Origin of the sequence: Bradyrhizobium sp. (assembly GCF_030693485.1) — a bacterium.
In the GTDB taxonomy this organism is placed as follows: Bacteria; Pseudomonadota; Alphaproteobacteria; order Rhizobiales; family Xanthobacteraceae; genus Bradyrhizobium.
The window spans coordinates 1-21,343 of record NZ_JAUYAN010000009.1 but is presented as its reverse complement, the minus strand read 5'-3'; the positions used below and the strand labels follow the sequence as shown (position 1 = coordinate 21,343).

Annotated in this window: 19 protein-coding genes and 1 pseudogene; 9 read left to right on the top strand and 11 right to left on the bottom strand. The window is 63.8% G+C overall.

Annotated elements, in window-relative coordinates; translation table 11 throughout:
• Nucleotides 1-85: 85 nt before the first annotated feature.
• From Q8N40_RS00745 to hpaR, 4 genes are all read right to left on the bottom strand, one after another.
• Nucleotides 86-2,194 carry a primary-amine oxidase gene (locus Q8N40_RS00745; protein ID WP_305318367.1) on the bottom strand — a complete coding sequence of 703 codons (2,109 nt, stop codon included), beginning with the start codon at nucleotides 2,192-2,194 and terminating at the stop codon, nucleotides 86-88.
• A 22-nt stretch (nucleotides 2,195-2,216) separates the two neighbouring features.
• Entirely contained in the window at nucleotides 2,217-2,996 is a 780-nt protein-coding gene (locus Q8N40_RS00740; protein ID WP_305318368.1) for an HpcH/HpaI aldolase/citrate lyase family protein, read from the bottom strand.
• 52 nt (nucleotides 2,997-3,048) lie between these two features.
• Nucleotides 3,049-4,134 carry a malate/lactate/ureidoglycolate dehydrogenase gene (locus Q8N40_RS00735; RefSeq protein ID WP_305710448.1) on the bottom strand — a complete coding sequence of 362 codons (1,086 nt, stop codon included), beginning with the start codon at nucleotides 4,132-4,134 and terminating at the stop codon, nucleotides 3,049-3,051.
• A gap of 204 nt (nucleotides 4,135-4,338) precedes the next feature.
• The gene (hpaR, locus tag Q8N40_RS00730; RefSeq protein ID WP_305318382.1) at nucleotides 4,339-4,872 is read right to left on the bottom strand and encodes a homoprotocatechuate degradation operon regulator HpaR; all 534 of its coding nucleotides are present in this window, start codon (nucleotides 4,870-4,872) and stop codon (nucleotides 4,339-4,341) included.
• Between the two features lie 106 nt (nucleotides 4,873-4,978).
• Between hpaR and hpaH the strand changes: the two genes are divergently transcribed.
• The 6 genes from hpaH to Q8N40_RS00700 all read left to right on the top strand — a co-directional run bounded on the left by hpaH (nucleotide 4,979) and on the right by Q8N40_RS00700 (nucleotide 11,374).
• Nucleotides 4,979-5,785 carry a 2-oxo-hept-4-ene-1,7-dioate hydratase gene (gene hpaH / locus Q8N40_RS00725; protein WP_305710447.1) on the top strand — a complete coding sequence of 269 codons (807 nt, stop codon included), beginning with the start codon at nucleotides 4,979-4,981 and terminating at the stop codon, nucleotides 5,783-5,785.
• Between the two features lie 33 nt (nucleotides 5,786-5,818).
• Complete coding sequence (locus Q8N40_RS00720; RefSeq protein ID WP_305710446.1) at nucleotides 5,819-6,217, top strand: 5-carboxymethyl-2-hydroxymuconate Delta-isomerase; 399 nt, start codon at nucleotides 5,819-5,821, stop codon at nucleotides 6,215-6,217.
• Complete coding sequence (gene hpaE, locus Q8N40_RS00715) at nucleotides 6,210-7,745, top strand: 5-carboxymethyl-2-hydroxymuconate semialdehyde dehydrogenase (RefSeq protein WP_305710445.1); 1,536 nt, start codon at nucleotides 6,210-6,212, stop codon at nucleotides 7,743-7,745. The genes Q8N40_RS00720 and hpaE overlap by 8 nt, the downstream gene beginning before the upstream one ends.
• A gap of 102 nt (nucleotides 7,746-7,847) precedes the next feature.
• The gene (gene hpaD, locus Q8N40_RS00710; protein ID WP_305318373.1) at nucleotides 7,848-8,831 is read left to right on the top strand and encodes a 3,4-dihydroxyphenylacetate 2,3-dioxygenase; all 984 of its coding nucleotides are present in this window, start codon (nucleotides 7,848-7,850) and stop codon (nucleotides 8,829-8,831) included.
• Between the two features lie 13 nt (nucleotides 8,832-8,844).
• Nucleotides 8,845-9,717: a fumarylacetoacetate hydrolase family protein gene (locus Q8N40_RS00705; protein WP_305710444.1), complete on the top strand. Its 873-nt coding sequence runs from the start codon at nucleotides 8,845-8,847 to the stop codon at nucleotides 9,715-9,717.
• A gap of 28 nt (nucleotides 9,718-9,745) precedes the next feature.
• Nucleotides 9,746-11,374: a thiamine pyrophosphate-dependent enzyme gene (locus Q8N40_RS00700; protein WP_305710443.1), complete on the top strand. Its 1,629-nt coding sequence runs from the start codon at nucleotides 9,746-9,748 to the stop codon at nucleotides 11,372-11,374.
• Nucleotides 11,375-11,496: 122 nt separating this feature from the next.
• On the opposite strand, the gene Q8N40_RS00695 is transcribed toward Q8N40_RS00700, so the two are convergent.
• From Q8N40_RS00695 to Q8N40_RS00665, 7 genes and pseudogenes are all read right to left on the bottom strand, one after another.
• Entirely contained in the window at nucleotides 11,497-12,732 is a 1,236-nt protein-coding gene (locus Q8N40_RS00695) for an MFS transporter (protein ID WP_305318376.1), read from the bottom strand.
• A gap of 98 nt (nucleotides 12,733-12,830) precedes the next feature.
• A complete protein-coding gene (alkB, locus tag Q8N40_RS00690) occupies nucleotides 12,831-13,484 on the bottom strand; it encodes a DNA oxidative demethylase AlkB (protein ID WP_305710466.1) in 654 nt (217 codons plus the stop codon).
• Nucleotides 13,485-13,495: 11 nt separating this feature from the next.
• Nucleotides 13,496-14,243: pseudogene (locus Q8N40_RS00685) on the bottom strand (2OG-Fe(II) oxygenase).
• A 141-nt stretch (nucleotides 14,244-14,384) separates the two neighbouring features.
• Nucleotides 14,385-15,071, bottom strand: coding sequence for a DUF2848 domain-containing protein (locus tag Q8N40_RS00680; RefSeq protein WP_305710442.1), 687 nt, complete (start codon nucleotides 15,069-15,071; stop codon nucleotides 14,385-14,387).
• Nucleotides 15,064-16,413 carry an amidase gene (locus Q8N40_RS00675; RefSeq protein ID WP_305710441.1) on the bottom strand — a complete coding sequence of 450 codons (1,350 nt, stop codon included), beginning with the start codon at nucleotides 16,411-16,413 and terminating at the stop codon, nucleotides 15,064-15,066. The genes Q8N40_RS00680 and Q8N40_RS00675 overlap by 8 nt, the downstream gene beginning before the upstream one ends.
• 47 nt (nucleotides 16,414-16,460) lie before the next feature.
• A complete protein-coding gene (locus tag Q8N40_RS00670; RefSeq protein WP_305710440.1) occupies nucleotides 16,461-16,781 on the bottom strand; it encodes a hypothetical protein in 321 nt (106 codons plus the stop codon).
• Nucleotides 16,782-18,122 carry an acyclic terpene utilization AtuA family protein gene (locus Q8N40_RS00665; protein WP_305710439.1) on the bottom strand — a complete coding sequence of 447 codons (1,341 nt, stop codon included), beginning with the start codon at nucleotides 18,120-18,122 and terminating at the stop codon, nucleotides 16,782-16,784. It lies immediately after the preceding gene.
• 211 nt (nucleotides 18,123-18,333) lie between these two features.
• Here Q8N40_RS00665 and Q8N40_RS00660 point away from each other — a divergent pair, with 211 nt between their 5' ends.
• From Q8N40_RS00660 to Q8N40_RS00650, 3 genes are all read left to right on the top strand, one after another.
• Nucleotides 18,334-18,747, top strand: coding sequence for a Zn-ribbon domain-containing OB-fold protein (locus tag Q8N40_RS00660; protein ID WP_304741010.1), 414 nt, complete (start codon nucleotides 18,334-18,336; stop codon nucleotides 18,745-18,747).
• Nucleotides 18,748-18,752: 5 nt separating this feature from the next.
• Complete coding sequence (locus Q8N40_RS00655) at nucleotides 18,753-19,892, top strand: thiolase (RefSeq protein WP_305710438.1); 1,140 nt, start codon at nucleotides 18,753-18,755, stop codon at nucleotides 19,890-19,892.
• Between the two features lie 110 nt (nucleotides 19,893-20,002).
• Entirely contained in the window at nucleotides 20,003-20,917 is a 915-nt protein-coding gene (locus Q8N40_RS00650) for an SDR family oxidoreductase (RefSeq protein ID WP_305710437.1), read from the top strand.
• Nucleotides 20,918-21,343: the final 426 nt, after the last annotated feature.

The following is a 21,343-nucleotide window of genomic DNA, read 5'->3' as shown; positions in this document are numbered from 1 at the left end:
ACAGGACGATTTCTATCCTATCGGATCCTTCGAGCCCACCTGATCCCGTTCCTGGGAAAGATGCGGCGGCAGTCACGTCGCCGCATCAGTCGACGCAACAGCTCAAGCTGCTCCCGGCCGGCGGAACATCGAGAGCAGGGTTCTCCGCGAAGAACCCTGAGGGGTGAAGGGCGAAACCCGCCGTGATCACGGGCTGGACGGGAAAGTCCTCCGGACGCGGAATATGGTGCAGGCCAAAGCTATGCCAGATCACGATATCGGTATCGACCAGCGGGCGATCCGCGACGGTCCATGCCGGCAAGCCATCGCCGCCGCGGCTGTGATTGGGGTAGCGGCCGGCAGCGTAAATCTCGTCGGGATGAAAGGCAGTGACCCACAGCTGCCGCGTCATGAAGGCCGCGCGTTTGGTTACCATTGATTGGGGGCTGGAAAAGGTCGGCACCGGGCTCAGCGGGAGCAGCTTGTAGGCGGTGGGTTTTCCCAGCCAGTTGTGTGCCTCGGCGCTCTCGATCTTCCAGAAGCGGGCAGCGTTGAAATCGACATTGCGCTGCGCCTTTTGCTCGGTTTCGAGAATCGTTTCGCGGATGGTGAAGGCATTGCCGTGCGGATTGCCAGCGCCCATCGGCAACGCGACGGTGTCGACCTCAACCACCCGGTTGCGCTCGCCGTCGACCGCCATGTCGAGGCGCATGTTGAAGATGTGCTGGTGATAGTGTGCATAGACGCCAGGCGAAACGATGGTGCCGTAGTCCGGCGATTCGCCCGGCCTCAGCCCGGCCGTATTGAGGATCCCGGTCGCCTTTATCTCGAAATGAATCGAACCGTCCTGGTGAAAGTACCAGAACGAGCCGTATTCGTAATTGCCAACGGTTGAGATCGACGACACGACCAGCCGACGGGCACGCCGCACCTCGACCTCGCCAGTGAACAGGTCGGTATGTTTCCAAAGGATGCCGAAATCCTCTTCGTGCAGGCACACTGCGCTCTCGATGCAGTAGGGATCGCCCTTGCTGTCGGCGAGCCACGCGTCGAAATAACGGATGGCGCCGAGACAGTCGCAGCCGAGCGCCAGCGAGTTGGCCAGTACCCCAATGCCGTACTCGCCGACGTCGAAGGCATTCTTGCGGAAATGCCCGCCGCCAGGATGTCCGTAGGGCACCACCATCTCCGACAGGGCGGCTCGATGCAGCACGGGCCGCAGCCTGCCGTCATCTTCGTAGCCGATGGTATGCAGCACCAATCCCTCGCGGGCATTGAAGCCCACCCGGAAACGCCATTTTTGCCAACGGACCTCATTGCCCTCGACGACAAAGCTCGGACCGGCCGGCTGCACGATTTCCAGCGGCTTGATGTCGCCGCGGAAATCGGTGCGATAGCGAGCCGCGTAGTTGCGGTTTTGCATCGGGACATCGGCCTCGCCGTAATCATCGACGCGCAGAACCTCCGCCCGGTCGAGGTCAATGACCGCACAAAGCCCCTCGATCGGATGCGCATAGCCGTTGTCGTGCTTCTCGCTCCGGTACCAGCAGAAAGTATGCGAAAGTCGACGTCCTTCTTCATCCGGAAAACCATAATTTCCTGCCGACCAGGGATCGACCTGCACCCTGTCGATATCGGTAATGCCTCGCTTGGCCAGCGCCGCCCGAAAGCGTGGATCCGCCCTGGCCACCTCTCCGACCAGAATTATGTCGTCGATCAGGATACGTGGCCGCACGCCGGGCACATGCCGCCAGTCGATGACCCGGTCCGCGACGAGATCGACGCGGGCTTCCCAGACCTCGCCGTTGGTGCGGTCGAAGGCGCACACAAAGGCTTCGCGCGGAAAGGCGTTCCCCGGCTGCACGCCATGCACTACGCTCTTGTCCGGTTCGTGCAGACCGATGGTCTCGAACATCATGTCCGCCCCGAGATCGTGCGAGGCCCGCACGGCAGCCGCCGCACGGCCGATTTCACCCGGCGTCAACGGGTCGAGCGGATGACTGGGCGGTGCGACCGCGCGGGTTTCAGCAACGGTGTCATGCATGCAAGTTCCCCCGACACTGGCGATCAAAAGGCAGTCCGGCTGCGCCGCAGCGGCCAACATATTGCGAGCGCAGACTATATCTAAACCCGCCTGGATGCGGGGGGAACAGCAGCAAGAACGTGAAATCCGACGATGTTCAAGTACCGCTGCCCACCCCGCAACCGGAAACAAGCCCGCATATCAGCCAAAGCGCTTACGCCTTGCCGCCGGAATCCTTGCGGGTCTGCGCGACCTGCATCTTGGCGTAGGTCGCCATCAGGCCGCTTTCGTTCGACAGCGTCACGAGCTTGAAGCCCATGTTGATGGCGCGCGCAGCACCGTCGGCGCCGGAGCAATGGATGCCGGGATAGAGGGAGCGCTTGCCGCACTCCTTGATGATCTTCTCGTAGATCTTGAGGATTTCCGGCTCGTCCCGGTCGAGCTTCGGCACAAGGCCATAGGAGAAGCCGAGATCGGAAGGACCGATATAGACGCCGTTGATGCCCTCGACGTCGAGGATCGATTCCATGTTCTCGACCGCGGTCTTGGTCTCCATCATCGGCAGCAGCACGATCTCGTCATTGGCGGTCTGCTGATAGGTGCCGGCCGAGCCGTACATGCCGGAGCGGATCGGGCCGTTGGAGCGCGTGCCTTTCGGTGGATATTTCGAGTACTGGACCAGGGCCTCAGCTTCCTGCCTGGTGTTGATCATCGGGCAGATCACGCCATAGGCGCCGCCGTCGAGCACCTTGCCGATGATGCCCGGCTCGTTCCAGGGAACGCGGACCATCGGCGTCACCGGATGGCCGTTCATGGCCTGGAAACACTGCACCATCGACTGGTAGTCCTGCACGCCGTGCTGCATGTCTACGGTGACGCTGTCGAAGCCGCATTGCGCGATCACCTCGGCGGAGAAGCCCGACGGGATCGCCAGCCAGGCATTGACCACGGCTTTGCCCGAGGCCCAGACTTTCTTGACGTTATTCGTTGTCATTGATCGCGTTTCCTTCTGTGATCGTTGCAATCGGTTGAAAATTCACCGCCGCCTAGCTGGCGGCCTTCTGGATGCTGACTTCGCTGACGCCGACCTCGCGGGCGGTATTGACGATCGCGGCCCAGGTATCGTCAGGCAGCGGCACGCCGTTTTTGGTACGCTCGGCACGCGTCTTCCGCTCGGGATCGCCCGGGATCAGCACCGCATCACCGCCGGCCACCGGCCGGGTCGCGCGGATGAAGTCGCTGTAGCGCGAGATTTCGCCGTCGAAGAAATTGCTGGTGTCGATCACCTTGGGGTCGACATAGAACGCGAGCATGCCGTTGGCGAAACGCCGGTCGCCCGATGTCGCTCCCGTCCCCGTCAACGCGCCGCCGAGCAACTCGCAGATGAACGCCAGTCCCGAGCCCTTATGCTCGCCGAAGGCGCGGATCGCGCCCGAGCCCTGGGTGTGGTCGCGTGGCCCCTCCGCGGTGTGGGGCCCATACAGCACCGCCGGATCTTCGCTCAAGGTGCCGTCGGCGTCGACCAGCGCTCCCTTGGGCAATTTCTTGCCGCCGCGGCTGGCGACTAAAACCTTACCTTCGGCGACGATCGACGTCGCGAAATCGAGCACGATCGGATCCTGGCCGATGCGGGGGATGCCGACGCAATAGGGCGCGGTCGACAGCCGCTTCTCGACACCGCCGTATGGCGCCACCAGCAGCGAGCCGGCGGCGTTGACGAAGTGGATCGAGACCAGTCCTTCGGCCGCTGCCATTTCAGCCCAGTCGCCGACCCGGCCGATATGCCCGGCATTGCGCAGCGCCACGGCGGATAGTCCCGCCTTCTTGCATTTCTCGATGCCGATCCTGACCGCCTGCGGCGTCACGGTCTGGCCGTAGCCGAACTTGCCGTCGACCACTGCGAGCGACGGCGTATCGACCACGACCTCGGCGATCTGGTTCGGCACCACCGAGCCCATCTTCTTCCAGTGGATATAGACCGGCACCCGGATCACGCCGTGGCTGTCATGGCCGGTGAGGTTGGCCGTCGTCAGATAGGTCGCGATGCGCTTCGCCTCTTCGGGCGAGGATTCGGAATGGGCGAAGACTTCGGCAACGAAGTTGATCAGGTTCTGAACTTGTATGGTGACCATAAGCGGATTTCGTTCTGCCTGTCTGGGACAGCCGCATCGTCAGCGGCGTCCCCTGCTCCCGCGCCGGTTTTCATGACCGGCTTGGCAGTCACTTTGAGCGAAAAATCGCGGGCGTGTCTATGGTTTCCACCGGCATCGGGGCTCGATTGCGATGATTTGCCCGGCCGCTATGCATCGTGCCGGTAGCATCATGCAAATTTGCGCTTACTGTTCCGGCTCCGCGCTGCCTTCCTCCGCCACTTCCATTGCGGAAAGGCTGTTTTCCAGCGCATGCAGCATGTCCTGCAATTCAGCGAGCTTGCGGGCGCCGTAACGTCGGGTGATGGCGGCATAGATCGCTTCAGACGACGGCGCGACCGCCTCGATCAGCTTGAGGCCATCAGCCGAAATCGACACCACGGCGCGACGCTGATCGGCTTCCGCAACCCGGCGCTCGATCAATTCCCGCGCTTCGAGGTCCCGCAGGATGCGGGACAGGCTCGGCCCCAGCAGAAACGCGGTCCGCGCCAGTTCGGTGACCTCGATGGTCTCGACCGCCGCCAGCGCGCGCAGGATGCGCCATTGCTGTTCGGTCAATTCGTGATGGCGCAGCGAGGGACGAAACTGCCGCATCACCGCCTCGCGCGCGCGCAGCAGCGACATCGGCAGCGAACGGGAGAAATCCCGCATCGGCACCCGCCGCACGGGTACGCCCGCCGGACCCGATCCGGAATTGTTGGCCGACGGCTTCCGCGCCATGACGATCGGATGCTCCAGGTTGCGCTGCAGCAAGCAGCAAATCAGTTTGCACCGAACCACTTAACATGTTAATCAGTTTTCGGCATCCTCTTTCTCGCGTGACCGCATGGCCCTTTCCGCAGACGAAATCCGCAGCGCCGCCGAGCGGCTCCATCAGGCGGAAAAGACCCGCCGGCAGATCCGGCAGCTGTCGCTGGATCATCCCGGCATCACGCTTGAAGACGCCTATGCCATCCAGAAGGCGTGGGTCGCGATCAAGGTCGCCGAGGGCCGAATCGTCAAGGGCCACAAGATCGGCCTCACCTCGAAGGCGATGCAGAGCGCGCTCAATATCGACGAGCCGGATTCCGGCATCCTGCTCGACGACATGTTCTTTGCCGATGGCGGCCTCGTGCCCTCGGACCGCTTCATCGGCACGCGCGTGGAAGCCGAACTGGCGTTCATCATGAAGCAGCGGCTGTCGGGGCCGAATTGCACCATGTTCGACGTACTCAATGCCACCGATTTCGTCGTTCCCGCATTGGAGATCCTCGACACCCGGATCGAGCGGGTCGACCCCGTAACCAAATCGACGCGCAGGATTTTCGACACCATTGCCGACAACGCCGCCAATGCCGGGATTGTGCTCGGCGGCCGCCCGTTACGCCCAGATGATGCCGACCTGCGCTGGATCGGTGCATTGTGTTACCGCAATGGTCAGCTGGAAGAGACCGGCCTCGCTGCCGGCGTGCTCAACCATCCCGCCACCAGCGTGGCCTGGCTCGCCAACAAGATCGCCGCCAACGGGCTGGCGCTTGAAGCCGGGCAAGTGGTGCTGGCGGGATCGTTCATCCGCCCGATCGAGACCCGCAAAGGCGACACGATTCAGGCCGACTATGGTCCCTGGGGCACCGTGAACTGCTACTTCGCTTGAGACGCCCGGCAAGATCGTTGGAGTAAACAAGGCATGCCGCATTTCACCATCGAATATTCCGCCAATCTCGACGCGCGCATCGACATGGCCGGGATCGTCGAGGTGGTCCGCAAGGCTGCGGTGGAAACCGGGATCTTTCCGCTCGGAGGGATTCGCGTCCGCGCCATCAAGTGCGAGCATTACGCCATCGCCGACGGCAACCCGCGGCACGGCTTTCTCGCAATGGTGCTGCGGCTCGGCGAAGGCCGTGACCTCGCGGCGCGCAAGAGGGCGGGCGAGCATATTTTCCGCGCGTTATCCGACCATCTCGATCCGGTTTTCGCCGGAAGCCAATTCGCGCTGTCGTTCGACATGCAGATCAACGACAAGGCAACCAGCTGGAAGCGCAACAACATCCACGACGCCCTGAAAGTGGAGACAACAAATGGATAAGGCGACGCCGAAAGACTTATTTGCCGCCAATCGCGAGCGCGCAGCCCCGCTGCTGAAGCAACTGCAGGCCGATGGCATCGGACACCTGATCGACGGCAGGATCGAACCGTCGGTCTCGGGCATGAGCTTTGAGACCAGATCGCCCGTCGACGGCGCGGTGCTGGCCACCGTCGCCCGTGGCAATGCCGAAGATATCGATCGCGCCGCGACGGCGGCGACAAGGGCTTTCAAGGCCTGGCGCGACATGCCGGCGCCGATGCGGAAAAAACTGCTGCACCGCGTCGCCGACGCCATCGAGGATCGCGCCGACGATATCGCCGTGCTCGAATGTATCGACACCGGTCAGGCCCACCGCTTCATGGCCAAGGCCGCGATCCGGGCTGCGGAAAACTTCCGCTTCTTTGCCGATCGATGCGCCGAAGCGCGCGACGGCCTCAATACACCCAGTGAAGAGCACTGGAATATTTCCACCCGGGTGCCAATCGGCCCGGTTGGCGTCATCACGCCGTGGAATACGCCGTTCATGCTGTCGACCTGGAAAATCGCCCCTGCTCTCGCGGCGGGCTGCACGGTGGTTCACAAGCCGGCGGAATGGTCGCCTGTCACGGCAGACCTGCTGGCGAAACTCGTCAAGCAGGCAGGCGTCCCCGACGGCGTGCTCAACACCGTACACGGCATCGGCGAGGAAGCCGGCAAGGCGCTGACCGAGCATCCCGCCATCAAGGCGATCGGCTTTGTCGGCGAAAGCTCCACGGGATCCGCTATCATGGCGCAGGGAGCGCCGACCTTGAAGCGGGTGCATTTCGAACTCGGCGGCAAGAACCCGGTGATCGTGTTCGACGATGCCGACCTCGACCGCGCACTCGATGCCGTCGTATTCATGATCTACTCGCTGAACGGCGAGCGTTGCACTTCGTCGAGCCGGCTGTTGATACAGCAGGGCATTGCGGAGAAGTTCATCGAGAAGCTCACGGCGCGGGTCAAGGCGCTGCAGGTCGGGCACCCGCTCGATCCCGCCACCGAGATCGGGCCGCTGATCCACGAGCGGCATCTTGCAAAAGTCTGCTCTTACTTTGATATCGCCCGCAAGGACGGCGCGGTGATCGCCGTCGGCGGCAAGCCGCATGCCGGCCCCGGCGGCGGGCATTACGTGCAGCCGACGCTGGTCATCGGCGCGCATGCCAACATGCGCGTCGCGCAGGAGGAAGTGTTCGGCCCGTTCCTCACCGTGATCCCGTTCCGCAACGAAGCCGAGGCGATCGAGATCGCCAACGGCGTGCAGTATGGCCTGACAGGCTATGTCTGGACCGGCGACATGGGCCGCGCGCTGCGCGTCGCCGACGCGCTGGAGGCCGGCATGATCTGGCTCAATTCGGAGAACGTCCGCCATCTGCCGACGCCGTTTGGCGGCATGAAATCCTCTGGCATCGGCCGCGACGGCGGCGACTATTCGTTCGAGTTCTATATGGAAACCAAGCACGTCTCGCTGGCGCGGGGCACGCACAAGATTCAGAAGCTGGGTATTTAGCATCAACCGTCGTTCCGGGGCGCGAAGCGAACCCGGAACCTCGAGATTCCGGGTCTAGTCCTTCGGACCATCCCGGAATGACGAATTCAACAAGGATCTCGCATGCCCGTCCCAACACATACCTTCGATCCGCCCTTCAACATCATTCGTTCCAGCCACGTCGTGCTCGACGTAACCGACCTCAAGGCCTCCAGGGAGTTCTACGAAACCACCGTGGGACTGCATGTCGAGGACCACGACGACAGAGCGGTCTACCTGCGCGGCAGCGAGGAGCATCAGCATCACTCGCTGGTGCTGCGCAAGGCGGCGGCGGCGGCGTGCAACCGGCTCGGGTTCAAGGTCGGCAACGAAGGCGATCTCGACAAGGCCGCGGCGTTCTTTTCCGGGGCGGGCGTCACCTACGCGTTTTCAGAGCAGCCGTTCCAGGGCCGCACCCTGCACTTCACCGATCCCTTCGGCTTCCAGATCGAGCTCTATGCCACGATGGACAAGCGCCCGCATCTGTTGCGCCGCTACGACCTCTACAAGGGCTGTCACCCGCAGCGGATCGACCACTTCAATGTGTTCGCGGCGGAAGTGCAGGACACCGTCGATTTCTACGCGCGTCTCGGCTTTCGCCTCACCGAATATGGCGAGGAAGACGGGCCGAACGGCCGTATCGCGGCGGCTTGGATGCATCGCAAGGGTAATGTGCATGATTTTGCCATCACCAACGGCAAGGGCCCTCGTCTGCACCATTTTGCCTATTGGGTGCCGACCGCGATGAATATCTTGCACTTGTGCGACGTGATGGCCTCCAGCGGCTTCCTGAAGAACATCGAGCGCGGACCAGGCCGCCATGGCATTTCCAATGCGTTCTTTTTGTATGTCCGCGATCCCGACGGTCACCGGCTGGAGCTCTACACCAGCGACTACTTTACGGGGGATCACGATCACGAACCGCTGCGCTGGTCGCTGAAGGATCCCCGCCGGCAGACACTGTGGGGCGCACCGGCGCCGCGTTCCTGGTTCGAACAGGGCTCGCCCTTCGTCGGTCAGGCCGTGCGTGAGCCGCTGTTCGTCGCCGACGTCACGATTGCAGACTAGGTCCGGAAACCTGATGATACCTCCCCGCCTTGCTACCTACTCCATCGACGGCTCGACCCGATACGGCGCGGTCGTCGACGGCGGTATCGTCGATCTCTCCGCTCGCTTCGCGAAAGAATACCCGACGCTGCGCGAGGTGATCGCCGCGGACGCCTTGCCAAAACTGGCGGAGGAAGCCGCGCGCCATCGGCCGGATCATGCGCTGGACGCCGTCACCTGGCTGCCGCCGATCCCCGCACCGGAAAAGATCATCTGCATTGGCGTGAATTACCCGGACCGTAACGCCGAATATAAAGACGGCCAGAACGCTCCGAAATATCCCAGTATGTTCATGCGCACGCCGCGCTCCTTCGTCGGCCACGGCACGCCGCTGGTGCGCCCGCGCGCCTCGGCGCAACTCGATTACGAAGGCGAACTGGTGCTGATCATCGGCAAGGCCGGAAGGCACATTCCGGAGAAGACCGCGCTGGATCACATCGCCGCGATCACGCTATGCAATGAAGGCACCATCCGCGATTGGGTCCGGCACGCCAAATTCAACGTCACGCAGGGCAAGAATTTTGATTCCACCGGCAGCCTCGGCCCGTGGATCGTGCCTTACACCGATGAGGCGCAGATCGCCGATATACGGCTGACCACGCGGGTCAATGGCGAGATGCGCCAGGACGACCGCACCGGCCGGCTGATATTCGGCTTCCGGTATTTGCTCAACTACCTCTCGACCTTCACCACGCTGGTGCCGGGTGACGTCATCGTCACGGGGACACCGACCGGTGCCGGCGCCCGGTTCGATCCGCCGCGTTACCTGGTTCCCGGCGACGTCATCGAAGTCGAGGCGGATGGCGTCGGGACCTTGCGCAACGGCGTGATCGACGAGACTTCGTGAATTTATTGGCGAGCGATTGGAAAAGACCATGAGTGTGAGTTCCGGCGGCGAAGCGATTGTGAGCGGCCTGGTCGCGCATGGGGTCGATACCGTATTTGGCCTGCCCGGCGCGCAGATCTACGGCCTGTTCGACGGCTTCCATCAGGCGCAGTTGAAAGTAGTCGGCGCACGGCACGAGCAGGCCTGCGGCTACATGGCTTTCGGCTACGCCCGCTCGAGCGGCCGGCCTGGCGTGTTCAGCGTAGTGCCCGGTCCCGGCGTGCTCAACGCCGGCGCGGCGCTGCTCACCGCGCTCGGATGCAATGAACCGGTGCTCTGCCTGACCGGACAGGTGCCCACAAACTTCCTCGGAAGGGGCCGCGGTCATCTGCATGAGATGCCGGATCAGCTGGCGACGCTGCGCACTTTCGTCAAATGGGCCGACCGCATCGAATATCCCGACGCCGCGCCGGCGATGGTATCGCGCGCATTTCAGGAGATGCTGTCGGGCCGCCGCGGCCCGGCGTCGCTGGAAATGCCCTGGGACGTGTTTACGCAGCGCGCGGAAACCGGCCCTGCAAAAGTGTTCGATACCTTCCCGGCGCCACTGCCTGATCCCGATCGCATCAAGGCCGCCGCCGCGCTGATCGCCGGCAGCAAGACGCCGATGATCTTTGTCGGCAGCGGAGCCATTGACGCGTGTGACGAAATCCTCGAACTGGCCGAACTGATCGACGCGCCCGTGGTAGCTTTCCGCAGCGGCCGTGGCATCGTCTCCAATGCCCATGAACTCGGGCTGACGATGGCGGCGGCCTATCGGCTGTGGCCGCAGACTGACCTCATCATCGGGATCGGGACACGCATGGAATTGCCGGCCTCGGGGTTTCGGTGGCCGTTTCAGCCCCAGGGCCTGAAATCGATTCGCATCGATATCGATCCCTCGGAAATGCGCCGCCTGACGCCTGACGCCGCCGTGGTCGCCGACGCGCCGGCCGGCACAAACGCGCTGCTCACGGCGGTAAGAAAGGTTGGTTACAGCAAGACCAGCGGCCGTCGTGCCACGATCCGCGACGCCTCGGCGGCGGCGCTGAAGGAAATTCAGTCGGTGCAGCCGCAGATGGCCTACCTGAACATCCTGCGCGAGGTGTTGCCGCAAAACGCCATCGTCACCGATGAACTGTCACAGGTCGGCTTTGCCTCCTGGTACGGCTTTCCGGTTTACGGGCCGCGCACCTTCATCACCTCGGGCTACCAGGGCACGCTCGGCTCCGGCTTTCCGACCGCACTCGGCGCCAAGGTGGCGAATCCCGATCGCCCGGTAGTCGCGATCACAGGCGATGGCGGCTTCATGTTCGGCGTGCAGGAACTGGCGACCGCGGTGCAGTTCAACATCGCCGTGGTGACGCTGGTGTTCAACAACAACGCCTACAGCAATGTGCGGCGCGACCAGCGCGAACGCTTTGATGGTCGCGTGGTGGCGTCCGATCTGGTCAATCCGGACTTTGTGAAGCTCGCAGAATCTTTTGGAGTCGGTGCGACGCGCGTTACCTCGCCGGATCACTTTCGCGCCGCGCTGGAGAAAGCGCTGGCGCATGGCGGGCCGTATCTGATCGACGTCGAGGTACCCAGAGATTCCGAAGTCACGCCATGGACGTTCATTCATCCGGCGAAGCCGTAGACTGCACACTCCCGTCATTCCGGGGTGCGAGCCCCTTGGCGAGCGAACCCGGAATCTCGAGATTCCCCGGTGCGCAATTGCGCACCTCAGGTCTGCTCCTTCGGACCATCCCGGATTGACAATCAAACCCTCCTTGCCACCATCCCCTGTTGCGCTCGCAACGCCGCGATCGCCAGCAGGCCGGCGCCGGCGACCGCCCAGCACGCCACCGGGGCCCAATGCAGCAGCGGCGCATATTCCGGCAGCTTCTGGAGGCCGCCCGCGACCGCCGCCATCCGCGCGAAAGTCGCCAGCGCCAGCGCCGAGAACACCAGCCCCACTACCTTGCCTTCCGCGCCGGTATCCCCGATCGCCAGCGCGGCTGCGACCGCGCTCATCAGCATGCAGCCCCACGCCGCGCCTGCGATGAACTGCGCGGCAATCAGCATGTTGAGGCTGCCTGCGAACTCCGCGCCAATCACCGCCAGCGCACCCAGCAGGCCGGCAGCACCCATCACGATCAACCCGCCGCGGTGCTTTACGACCACGCTGGCCGGAAACATCGCGATGTTGAAACCGATCCAGAACACCGGCATCAGCCATTGCAGATCCTCCGGTTTCGCAAAACGCAGGAAGAACGGCGTGCTGTTGATGCTGAAATGCAACTGGTAACCCAGCGACAGCAGCACCATCGACGCAATGAAGAACATCGGGATCTGACCGAGCATTCTTGTTGGTTCGACCGGCTTGGTCGGCACGGCGGGTTGCTGCGCCAGACCGCGCTCGACTTTCGACAGCGCCAGCGCGGTGATCAGCAGCACCACGCCCGAAATCACGAAGGGGATCCGGGCGTCGTGGTTGCGCAGCAGCACGCCGAGATAGGGCGACGCCGCGCCGGCCACGCCGTAACCCAGCATCGCCAGCGCCGACAGGAACGGGATGGCGGGTTTCGCGCTGTATTTCCCCAATAGTGTCAGCGGCGGGGCGCGCAGCGCCGATGAGGTGACCACCCAGATCACAATCAGGACAATGAACCAGACCTGAGCGCCCGGGCCGGTACCCGCCACATAGGGTAGCGCGATAAAGGAGGCGCAGGAGATCGCGGTAGCAATGCCGACGAAGACGCCGAGCCGGCCGACGAACGGTGCGATCTTGTCGGCGGCGATGCCCATCGCGGTGTCGGTGATGGTGAAGATCGCCTGATCCAGCATCAGGATGAGGATGACGGCGGACGGCGCGATCCCGACCTGCGCGCAGAGTTTGGGCAGATAGATCACATAGATGGTCCAGCCCAGCGTGAACACCAGTTGCAGGACAGCGAGATAGACGCCGGTGCGGTTGCCGGCGCCCGTGTCGGCCGATGCTTTGGTGTCGCTCATGGTTGCCTCCCCCAGCGGGGCAAGCATAGACCGGCGCGGGCGTTGTTGGGAAGGCGAGCGCCGCACCTTCCTTCTCCCACAAGGGGAGAAAGAAAAAGTCAGCGCGCCTTTCGAAACGTCAGGTTGATGCGCTGGCGGCCCAGCAAGGCGTGCTCGCCGTCGGCGAGCGGGACTATGCCGTGAAAGAACAGCCGCGACGGCCCACCCCAGACCACGATGTCGCCGTGCTCCAGCCGAAACCGGCGCGGTCTATCGCTGCGCTGCAAGCCGCCGAACAGGAAGATCGCCGGCAGGCCCAGCGAGACCGAGACGATCGGCGCGCCAAAATCGTCCTCGTCTCTGTCCTGGTGCAGCGACATGCGGGCGCCGGGCTGGTAGCGGTTGATCAGGCAGGCATCCGGCGCAAAACCGTCGAATCCCGACTCGGAAGCCGCCTGCGCTGCCAGCGCGCGAAACGAGGCCGGCATGGCCGGCCACGGTGCACGGGATTCCGGATCGAGGCCGTCATAGCGATAGCCGCTGCGGTCGGTGACCCAGCCGGCGCTACCGCAATTGGTCATCGCCACCGACATCTGGTGGCCACCCGGCGTCACCATGTGACGAAACGGCGCCTGCGTCACGATCTCGCCGATTGCAGCGATCAGCTCGGCTTCGACCGGCCGGGCGAAGCCGCGCAGCAACACGGCGCCCTCCGCCATCGCTTCGCGCGAGGGACGCAGATCGGGAACGCTTTCGAACAGATCGGCCGTCAATGGAGTCACCTTCATTTCGCATCGTGAAAGATCACACCCACGGTATGGCGGTGGCCGGAGCGCAGCCGGCTGACGCCATGGCGCAGATTAACCCGATAGAAGCCGCGCGTCCCCTGCACCGGCCGGTGGTGCACAGCAAAAGCCACCGCATCGCCCTGGGTCAGCGGCACCACTTCCGGCCGCGACTGCATGCGCGGCCGCTGCTCGGTCAGTACGAATTCGCCACCAGTGAAATCACGGCCCGGTTCCGACAGCAGGATCGCCACCTGCAGCGGAAACACGTGCTCGCCATAGAGATCCTGATGCAGGCAGTTGTAATCGCCGGCGCCATACTGCAGCAGCAACGGAGTCGGCCGCACCTGCCGTCGTCATGGCACCGCTTCAGGAACGCGTCGTGGCTTTCGGGATAACGGACATCGATCCCCAGCGCCTCGTTCCAGCGGTTGGCGATGTCACTGAGTTTGACGTAGAGCGCCGGGCGCAGCCCCGCGATCAGATCAGGCAAGGGATAGGAGAAGTATTTGTATTCGCCGCGGCCGAAACCGTGGCGGCCCATCACAACCCGTTGCGAAAGTTCTTGTCGTCGGGATAGAGCGCGGCAATCGCGCGGCATTCTTCCGCAGAGAGCAAACCCTTGAGGACAGCGCAGCCCTGGGCGTCGAGATCGCTGATTGCCTGCGTCCAGTCGATGACATCGATGCGCGCCGCGATGTCACAAGGAGGAGCGGGATGGATGAGGTTCTTTGCGGTTGATTTCATGGGAGCAGTTTCGCAATTCGAACTGCATGCTGCCACCCGATTTCCGGGTGCTCCCGTCATTCCAGGGCGATGCGAGGCATCGAACCCGGAAATTCGAGATTCCTGGTTCGCGCTGCCGCGCGCCCGGAATGACGGCCATCCTCAACCCAGCACCGGCAACACCGTCACATCATACGCATGCCGAATGCTGCGCTTGAGCACGGGGTCCTCGAGTTCATACTCGAAGCGATCGGCCGGGCGGATGCCGCCGATGGCGGCGAAGGTGCCGCCGAACATGGCGCAGCCGTCGGGAAAACCCTTGTCGCCGAAACCGCGCTGGATCAACTCCTTGACCGGGAGCATGTGATCCAGCGTGCCTTGTTGGTATAGCACGCGTTCGCCTGATATCCACGCCCAGGCGCGCAATGTCATGTGGTCCCAGTGGCCGATGACATCCTTCAGCTCCCATAACTCCGGCGCCATCACCTTGTCGCACATCTGCTTCGACACGGTGACGCTGTAGGCTTCCACCTTGCGGTCGGTGTGGTCGGAGCCGAGGCCGACGAGGATGCGGCCCTGCCAGCCGATCAGCACGAACTCGACCTCGCCGCTGGAATCTCCGCCGCAGACTTCAATGCTGTCCGTGGTGGTTATTCGCCGCGCCGAGACGCGGTAATAGATCGGCGTCGAGGCCGGCCGCGCGATGCCGATCGCCTCGAGTTCGGCGATGTGCTTGTCGCGCGCCACCGGATCGCGTCCGGTCCAGCCGGCGATCACGGCCTGGTCGATCGCCAGCGTCAGCGGCATGCCCGCGCCGCCATCCTGAACGGTGAAAGTGAGTTCAAACACGAATGGCGTCCTCCATGCCGGCGGCTAATTCAAAGATGCGACGGTCGGCCCCAGCAGATGCCGCCAGCATCAATCCGACCGGCACCTCGCCTTCGCGATGGCAAGGCAACGAGATCGCGCAGCCATCGCTCATGTTGATCAGCGTGCAGTTGCGCAGCGACAGCAGGTTCGCCTTGGTAAAGGCCTTGTCATCGGCGAGATCGGCGATCCGGGGCGGCGTATTGGCGGTGGTCGGCATGATCAGCGCGTCATAGGGCGCGAGGCGGACCGTGGCGCGCGCGATCATCGACTTCCGCGTCACCAGCAGATCGATATAGTCGGCGGCACTGATGCTTTCGCCGCGCATGATGCGCAAGGAGACGCGGGGGTCGTAGACGTCGCCACTGCCGGCGATCAGATAGCGGTGCCAGGCAAAGCTTTCCGCCGCAGCGAAGCCGCCCTTGGTGTTCATGACCGCGACGTCGAGGAATTCCGGTACCTCGATCCGCTCGATCAGCGCCCCCTGGCGCGACAGCGTCTCCAGCGCGCGCTCGAATGTCCGCGCCACCTCATCGTCGAGATCGTCGAGCGCCACCGTGGTCGGCACCGCCAGCCGCATCCCCCTGATCGGGCGCGGTTGCAGCGGCACGAAGGTCTCATCGGCCAGCACGGCGTCGAGCGCCGCACAGCACGCCACCGTGCGCGCCAGCGGCCCGATACTGTCGAGCGTGGACGACAGCGGCACCGCGCCGTCGAGCGGCACCCGCCGCTGGGTCGGCTTGAAGCCGACGATGCCGTTATAGGCCGCCGGAATTCGGCAGGAGCCGCCGGTGTCGGTGCCGAGCGCGCCATGCGCCATACCGTCGACCACCGACACCGCCGCGCCCGACGACGACCCGCCGGGCACATGGCCGACGCTGCGCTGCCAGGCGCCCTTCGGCGTGCCGTAATGCGGATTGATACCGATGCCGGAATAGGCGAATTCGGTCATGTTGGTGCGCCCGATCACCACGAAACCGGCCCGGCGCAACCGCGCCACCGCGGGCGCATCGGCCTCCGCCGGCGCGGAATCGTCGAGCGCGCGCGATCCGGCGCGGCTCACCTGCCCCCTGATGTCGAACAGGTCCTTGATCGAGATCGGAATGCCGGCAAAGCGCGACGGCGCGGCTTTTACCTCGCGGAGCCGGTCCATCGCCTCGGCGGCCTCGATTGCCGCTTCGGCAGCGACATGAATGAACGCCCGCGCGCCCTCGCCCGAGCTGTCGGCAATTTTGGCAAGACAGCTATCGACCAGCTTGCGGGCGCTGGTGCGGCCGCTGGCGAGATCGTCGGCCAGTGTGGCCAGGGTCGGGGCGTTCTTCATCGTCTACTCTCTGTCGGTCATGGTCAAGCGTATCGCTGACATCGCGACTATTGCTGGGGCGTGTCGTCAATGTCCAGATCGAGCAGCGCGGAACTGAGCGATTTGCCGTGGGCATCGAGCGCCAGCGAGCGCGTCACGCCGCCACCGAGCGCCCCGCTCATCACGAAGTTCAAGGCGGCGATATTGGGCAACTCATAGCGCACGACGTCGCCTTCGACCACGCCGGCAAACAGCGCCTTGACCCGCGCGCTGGTGACCTGTTCGAGCAGCAACGGGTAGTTCTCAGCGTCATAGGCGATCACCGAAATGTTGGAAATATTTCCCTTGTCGCCGGCGCGGGAATGGGCGAGTTCGCGCAGCTTTGTCATTTATGCCCCCACGAACTGGATTTGCGGTTTTGCGAGGTCACGCGGCAGCAGCACCGATGCCACCGCGACCACGTCGCGCGCCGATTTCCACGCGCCGCCGCCGGCGGCGGGACCATTGGTATAGAGCGTTTCCACTTCGTTGCCGATCCGGACCGCCTCGCGCAAATTTTCGGTGCGGCCGGCGACGCGTACGCGCACCTCGTAAGGTTCGTTGGCCTGTGCAGAGACCTGAGGCCCGTGCAGCGACTCGACGCCGACAAGCTCGAACCGCAATTCGCTGGTCACAACGCCTGTCAGCTTCAGGCGTTCCCGAACGATTTCCAGCTCCAGACTCCCCCGCGCCAGCGCGCCTGGGCCGGCGTAGGAAATCTGCCCCTCACCAATGAAGCTGTCGACATAGCCGACCGAGACCTTCAGCGTATCGGTGCGCCTGGTACCGCGCCCGCCGCTGACGCGGACTCGATCAGGTCCGATCTCCGCGACCTTCACTTCCGAAAAATCCGCCACCACGTCGGGCTGCAGATAGCGTTTGGGATCATGCACCTCGTACAGCAGCTGCTCCTTGCAGGTCTGCGCCGTTACGGCGCCGCCGGAGCCGGCGACCTTGGTGATGACGAGGCTGCCGTCCTCGCCGACTTCGCCGATCGGAAAACCGAGCCGGGCCAGATCGGCGACGTCCTTGTAACCGGGGTCGGCAAAATAACCGCCGGTGATCTGGCCGGCGCATTCCAGCAGATGCCCGGCGACGGTGCCCTGCCCCAGCAAATTCCAGTCGTCCATCGCCCAGCCGAACGCGTGGATCATCGGCGCCAGGAACAGCGCGGGATCCGAGGCGCGGCCGGTGATCACGATATCGGCGCCCGATGTCAGCGCCTGCGCGATCGGCTCGGCGCCGAGATAGGCATTGGCCGACAGCAGCCGGTTACCGAGTTGCTTGATCGTGCCGTCGAACTCCATGATCGGGAGGTCGCCGTCCTTGCAGGCGTCAAGCACGTCGTCGCCGACCACGGCGGCGATCCTCAGCGACGACAGACCCAAAGACTTCGCGATCTCCGCGGTCCTGCGCGCGGCGGCGACCGGATTGGCGGCGCCCATATTGGTGACGACCTTGATACCCCTGGCGGCGCAGAGCGGCAGCACCGCGCGCATTCGTTCTTCCAGCAGCGGATCGTAACCGCTATCGGGATTCTTCATGCGCGCCTGCTGCGCCAGCGCCACGGTGCGCTCGCCAAGACATTCGAACACCAGATACTGCAGGTCGCCTTTTTCGGCGAGCTCAACTGCAGGCTCGATGCGATCGCCGGAATAGCCGGCGCCGGACCCTATTCGAATGGTTCGCACACTGTCTCCGTCTTCATGCCTTGTGGCTGCACGAACCTAACGCGAGAGTTCGCTGGCATACAAGCTACAAGGGCCCTCGACAGCCGATTGTGCGCCAGCCGGAATAGGGCCATGCAACCTTATGGCTGGACCGTTGACGCCAGATGGTCAATGTCGCATCAAGATCGCAACAAGCGGGCCACGCGGCCCGATCCCGGGAGGACAGACCGATATGGCCGAGCCAGCGCGCGCGCGACCGAAACCGACACCGGAAACCCAGCATTTCTGGGATGGCACCGCCGCCGGCGAGTTGCGCCTGCAGCGCTGCGACGCCTGCGCCAACGTCTATTTTCCGCCGCGCCCGTTCTGCCCGTCCTGCGCTTCGCGCAAGGTCTCGATCTTCAAGGCCAGCGGCAAGGGTACGCTGTACAGCTACGTCATCAACCACCGCCCCGCCGCACCGGGCTTCACCCCGCCTTACGCCATTGCCGTGGTGGAACTGGAGGAAGGCCCGCGGATGATGAGCAATATCGTCGACTGCCCGCAGACGCCGGAGGCGCTCGAACTCGACATGAAGCTGGAAGTCGCGTTCGAGAAACTCGACGACAAGATCACGCTTCCCCTGTTCCGTCCGGCGAAGGGTTAAGCACCATGCGCAGAAACGCAGTCGCCGTCGTCGGCGCCGCCGAGACCACCGAGCTCGGCGTCATTCCCGACATGTCGCAAATCCAGTTGCACGCCGATGCGGCACTCAACGCCATTGCCGATGCCGGCCTGAAACTGTCCGACATCGACGGCATCGCCACCGCAGTGGAAACGCCGCAGCAGATCGCGCATTACCTCGGCATCAAGCCGACCTGGGTCGACGGAACGTCGGTGGGCGGCTGCTCGTTCATGCTGCATGTCCGCCATGCCGCGGCGGCGATCGAGGCCGGACTGTGCAAAACCGTGCTGATCACGCACGCCGAGAGCGGCAAGTCGATGATCGGCAAGCTGCCGCGCTCGACGCCGCCGGACAGCCTGAACGGCCAGTTCGAGTCGCCGTTCGGCGTCTACGGGCCGCCGAGCATGTTTCCGATCCCGGTGCTGCGCTACATGAAGACCCACGGCATCACCCATGAGCAGATCGCCATGGTTGCGGTGGTGCAGCGCGAATGGGCCGCGAAGAACCCGCGCGCCATGATGAAGGCGCCGATCACGGTCGCGGACGTCCTGAACTCGAAGATGATCGCCTATCCGTTCCGCATCCTGCAGTGCTGCCTCGTCACCGATGGCGGCGGTGCCTTGATCCTGACCTCGGCCGACCGCGCCAGGGACTTTCCGAACAAGCCGGTCTACATCCTCGGCACCGGCGAGAGCGTGGAAACCCCGATGGTCAGCCAGATGGAGACCTTTGACAGCTCGCGCGCCTTCCGCACCGCGGGTCCCCTCGCCTTCAGGGAAGCCGGCATCGCCCACAAGGACGTCGATCACCTGATGATCTACGACGCCTTCGCGCATCTGCCGCTCTACGGCCTCGGCGACCTCGGCTTCATGCCGCATGAAGAGACCGGCAAGTTCATCGCCGACGGCAACACCCGCCCCGGCGGCAAGCTGCCGCTCAACACCAATGGCGGGGGCTTGAGCTACATGCATTCGGGCATGTACGGCATGTACGCGTTGCAGGAGAGCGTGCGGCAGATGCGCGGCATCGCGCCGGCGCAGGTGCCGGGTGCGAAAATATCGGTCTGCCACGGCGTCGGCGGCATGTTCGCGGCATCCGGCACGATCATTTTTACGAACGAGAAGTAATCACCTTCGTCATTCCGGGATGGTGCGCAGCACCAGACCCGGCATCACAGGATTCCGGGTTCGATGCTGCGCATCGCCCCGGAATGACGAAGGACAACCGGGAGAACTCCATGACAAAATCGTTGCAGGACAAAGTCATCATCGTCACCGGCGCGGGACGCGGCATCGGCCGCGAGATTGCGCTCCTGTGCGCCGCCGAGGGCGCCAAGGTCGTGGTCAACGATCCCGGCGGCGCGGCCGACGGCGCCGGCAACAGCGCCGCACCGGCCGAGGAAGTCGTCGACGAGATCAAGAAGCGCGGCGGCACCGCCGTTGCCAATTTCGAGTCGGTGGCGGAAGCGATCCCCGCGAGCAAGATCGTCAAGACAGCGACCGACCATTTCGGCCGGCTCGACGGCGTCGTCAACAATGCCGGCATCCTCCGCGACATGATCTTCCACAAAATGAGCGTGGAGGCCTTCGAATCCGTCATCAAGGTGCACCTGATGGGATCGTTCTACGTCAGCCACGCCGCGGCGCGACTGTTTCGTGAACAGGAGAGCGGCTCCTTCGTGCATTTCACCTCGACCTCGGGCCTGATCGGCAATTTCGGCCAGGCCAATTACGCCGCCGCCAAGCTCGGCATCGTCGGCCTGTCGAAGTCGATCGCGCTCGACATGGGACGCTTCAACGTGCGCTCGAATTGCGTCTCGCCGTTCGCCTGGACCCGCATGATCGGCACCATCCCGACGCAGACCGAAGCCGAGAAGGCGCGGGTTGAGAAGATCAAGCAGATGGGCCCGGAAAAGATTGCACCGATCTGCGCCTATCTGCTCAGCGACGCCGCCAAGGACGTGTCAGGGCAAATCTTCGGCGCGCGCATGAACGAGCTTTTCCTGTTCAGCCAGAACCGGCCGATTCGCTCGGTGCATCGCGGCGAAGGCTGGACGCCGCAGACGATTGCGGAGCACGGCATGCCCGCGCTCAAGGGATCGTTCTACAAGCTCGACCGTTCGGCGGATATTTTTCCCTGGGATCCGGTCTAGCAGGCCTCCTCATTGCGAACAGCATTTGCGACGAAGCAATCCATCTTTCTTCTGATGCATGGATTGCTTCGCGGAGCCTGTCATCGGGCGCGCATTCGCGCGACCCGCTGGCTCGCAAATGACGTGGTGGGAGTTGCAGTTCATTCCAACCAGATACACGTCCGCCTTCTCGCGGCACGATCTGCCCGAGGTTTGCCTGTCGTTCCCCCTCGAAAACGAGGGAGCAGGGAATGCCGGATGCGCGCTGCACCCGCGGTCCCGTGTGCGAAGTCGTACGAAAAAGCTGCACACGAGCATACAGGGCAGCGGAGAACATCCGACATTCCCTGCGCAATGGCTTGACGGCTTATCACGTGCTCACCTCGGAGAATTCCGGCCTTTGTCGCCTCCGTCGCCCCGCGGAAACCGGCACTGCGGCCCGGTCGG

Bases quoted from the DNA above. Each gene is read 5' to 3' on its own strand.
- Q8N40_RS00740 (WP_305318368.1), bottom strand. From the start codon at position 2,996: ATGACAACGAATAACGTCAAGAAAGTCTGGGCCTCGGGCAAAGCCGTG.
- Q8N40_RS00735 (WP_305710448.1), bottom strand. From the start codon at position 4,134: ATGGTCACCATACAAGTTCAGAACCTGATCAACTTCGTTGCCGAAGTC.
- hpaR (WP_305318382.1), bottom strand. From the start codon at position 4,872: ATGGCGCGGAAGCCGTCGGCCAACAATTCCGGATCGGGTCCGGCGGGC.
- hpaH (WP_305710447.1), top strand. From the start codon at position 4,979: ATGGCCCTTTCCGCAGACGAAATCCGCAGCGCCGCCGAGCGGCTCCAT.
- Q8N40_RS00720 (WP_305710446.1), top strand. From the start codon at position 5,819: ATGCCGCATTTCACCATCGAATATTCCGCCAATCTCGACGCGCGCATC.
- hpaE (WP_305710445.1), top strand. From the start codon at position 6,210: ATGGATAAGGCGACGCCGAAAGACTTATTTGCCGCCAATCGCGAGCGC.
- hpaD (WP_305318373.1), top strand. From the start codon at position 7,848: ATGCCCGTCCCAACACATACCTTCGATCCGCCCTTCAACATCATTCGT.
- Q8N40_RS00705 (WP_305710444.1), top strand. From the start codon at position 8,845: ATGATACCTCCCCGCCTTGCTACCTACTCCATCGACGGCTCGACCCGA.
- Q8N40_RS00700 (WP_305710443.1), top strand. From the start codon at position 9,746: ATGAGTGTGAGTTCCGGCGGCGAAGCGATTGTGAGCGGCCTGGTCGCG.
- Q8N40_RS00695 (WP_305318376.1), bottom strand. From the start codon at position 12,732: ATGAGCGACACCAAAGCATCGGCCGACACGGGCGCCGGCAACCGCACC.
- Q8N40_RS00675 (WP_305710441.1), bottom strand. From the start codon at position 16,413: ATGAAGAACGCCCCGACCCTGGCCACACTGGCCGACGATCTCGCCAGC.
- Q8N40_RS00670 (WP_305710440.1), bottom strand. From the start codon at position 16,781: ATGACAAAGCTGCGCGAACTCGCCCATTCCCGCGCCGGCGACAAGGGA.
- Q8N40_RS00660 (WP_304741010.1), top strand. From the start codon at position 18,334: ATGGCCGAGCCAGCGCGCGCGCGACCGAAACCGACACCGGAAACCCAG.
- Q8N40_RS00655 (WP_305710438.1), top strand. From the start codon at position 18,753: ATGCGCAGAAACGCAGTCGCCGTCGTCGGCGCCGCCGAGACCACCGAG.
- Q8N40_RS00650 (WP_305710437.1), top strand. From the start codon at position 20,003: ATGACAAAATCGTTGCAGGACAAAGTCATCATCGTCACCGGCGCGGGA.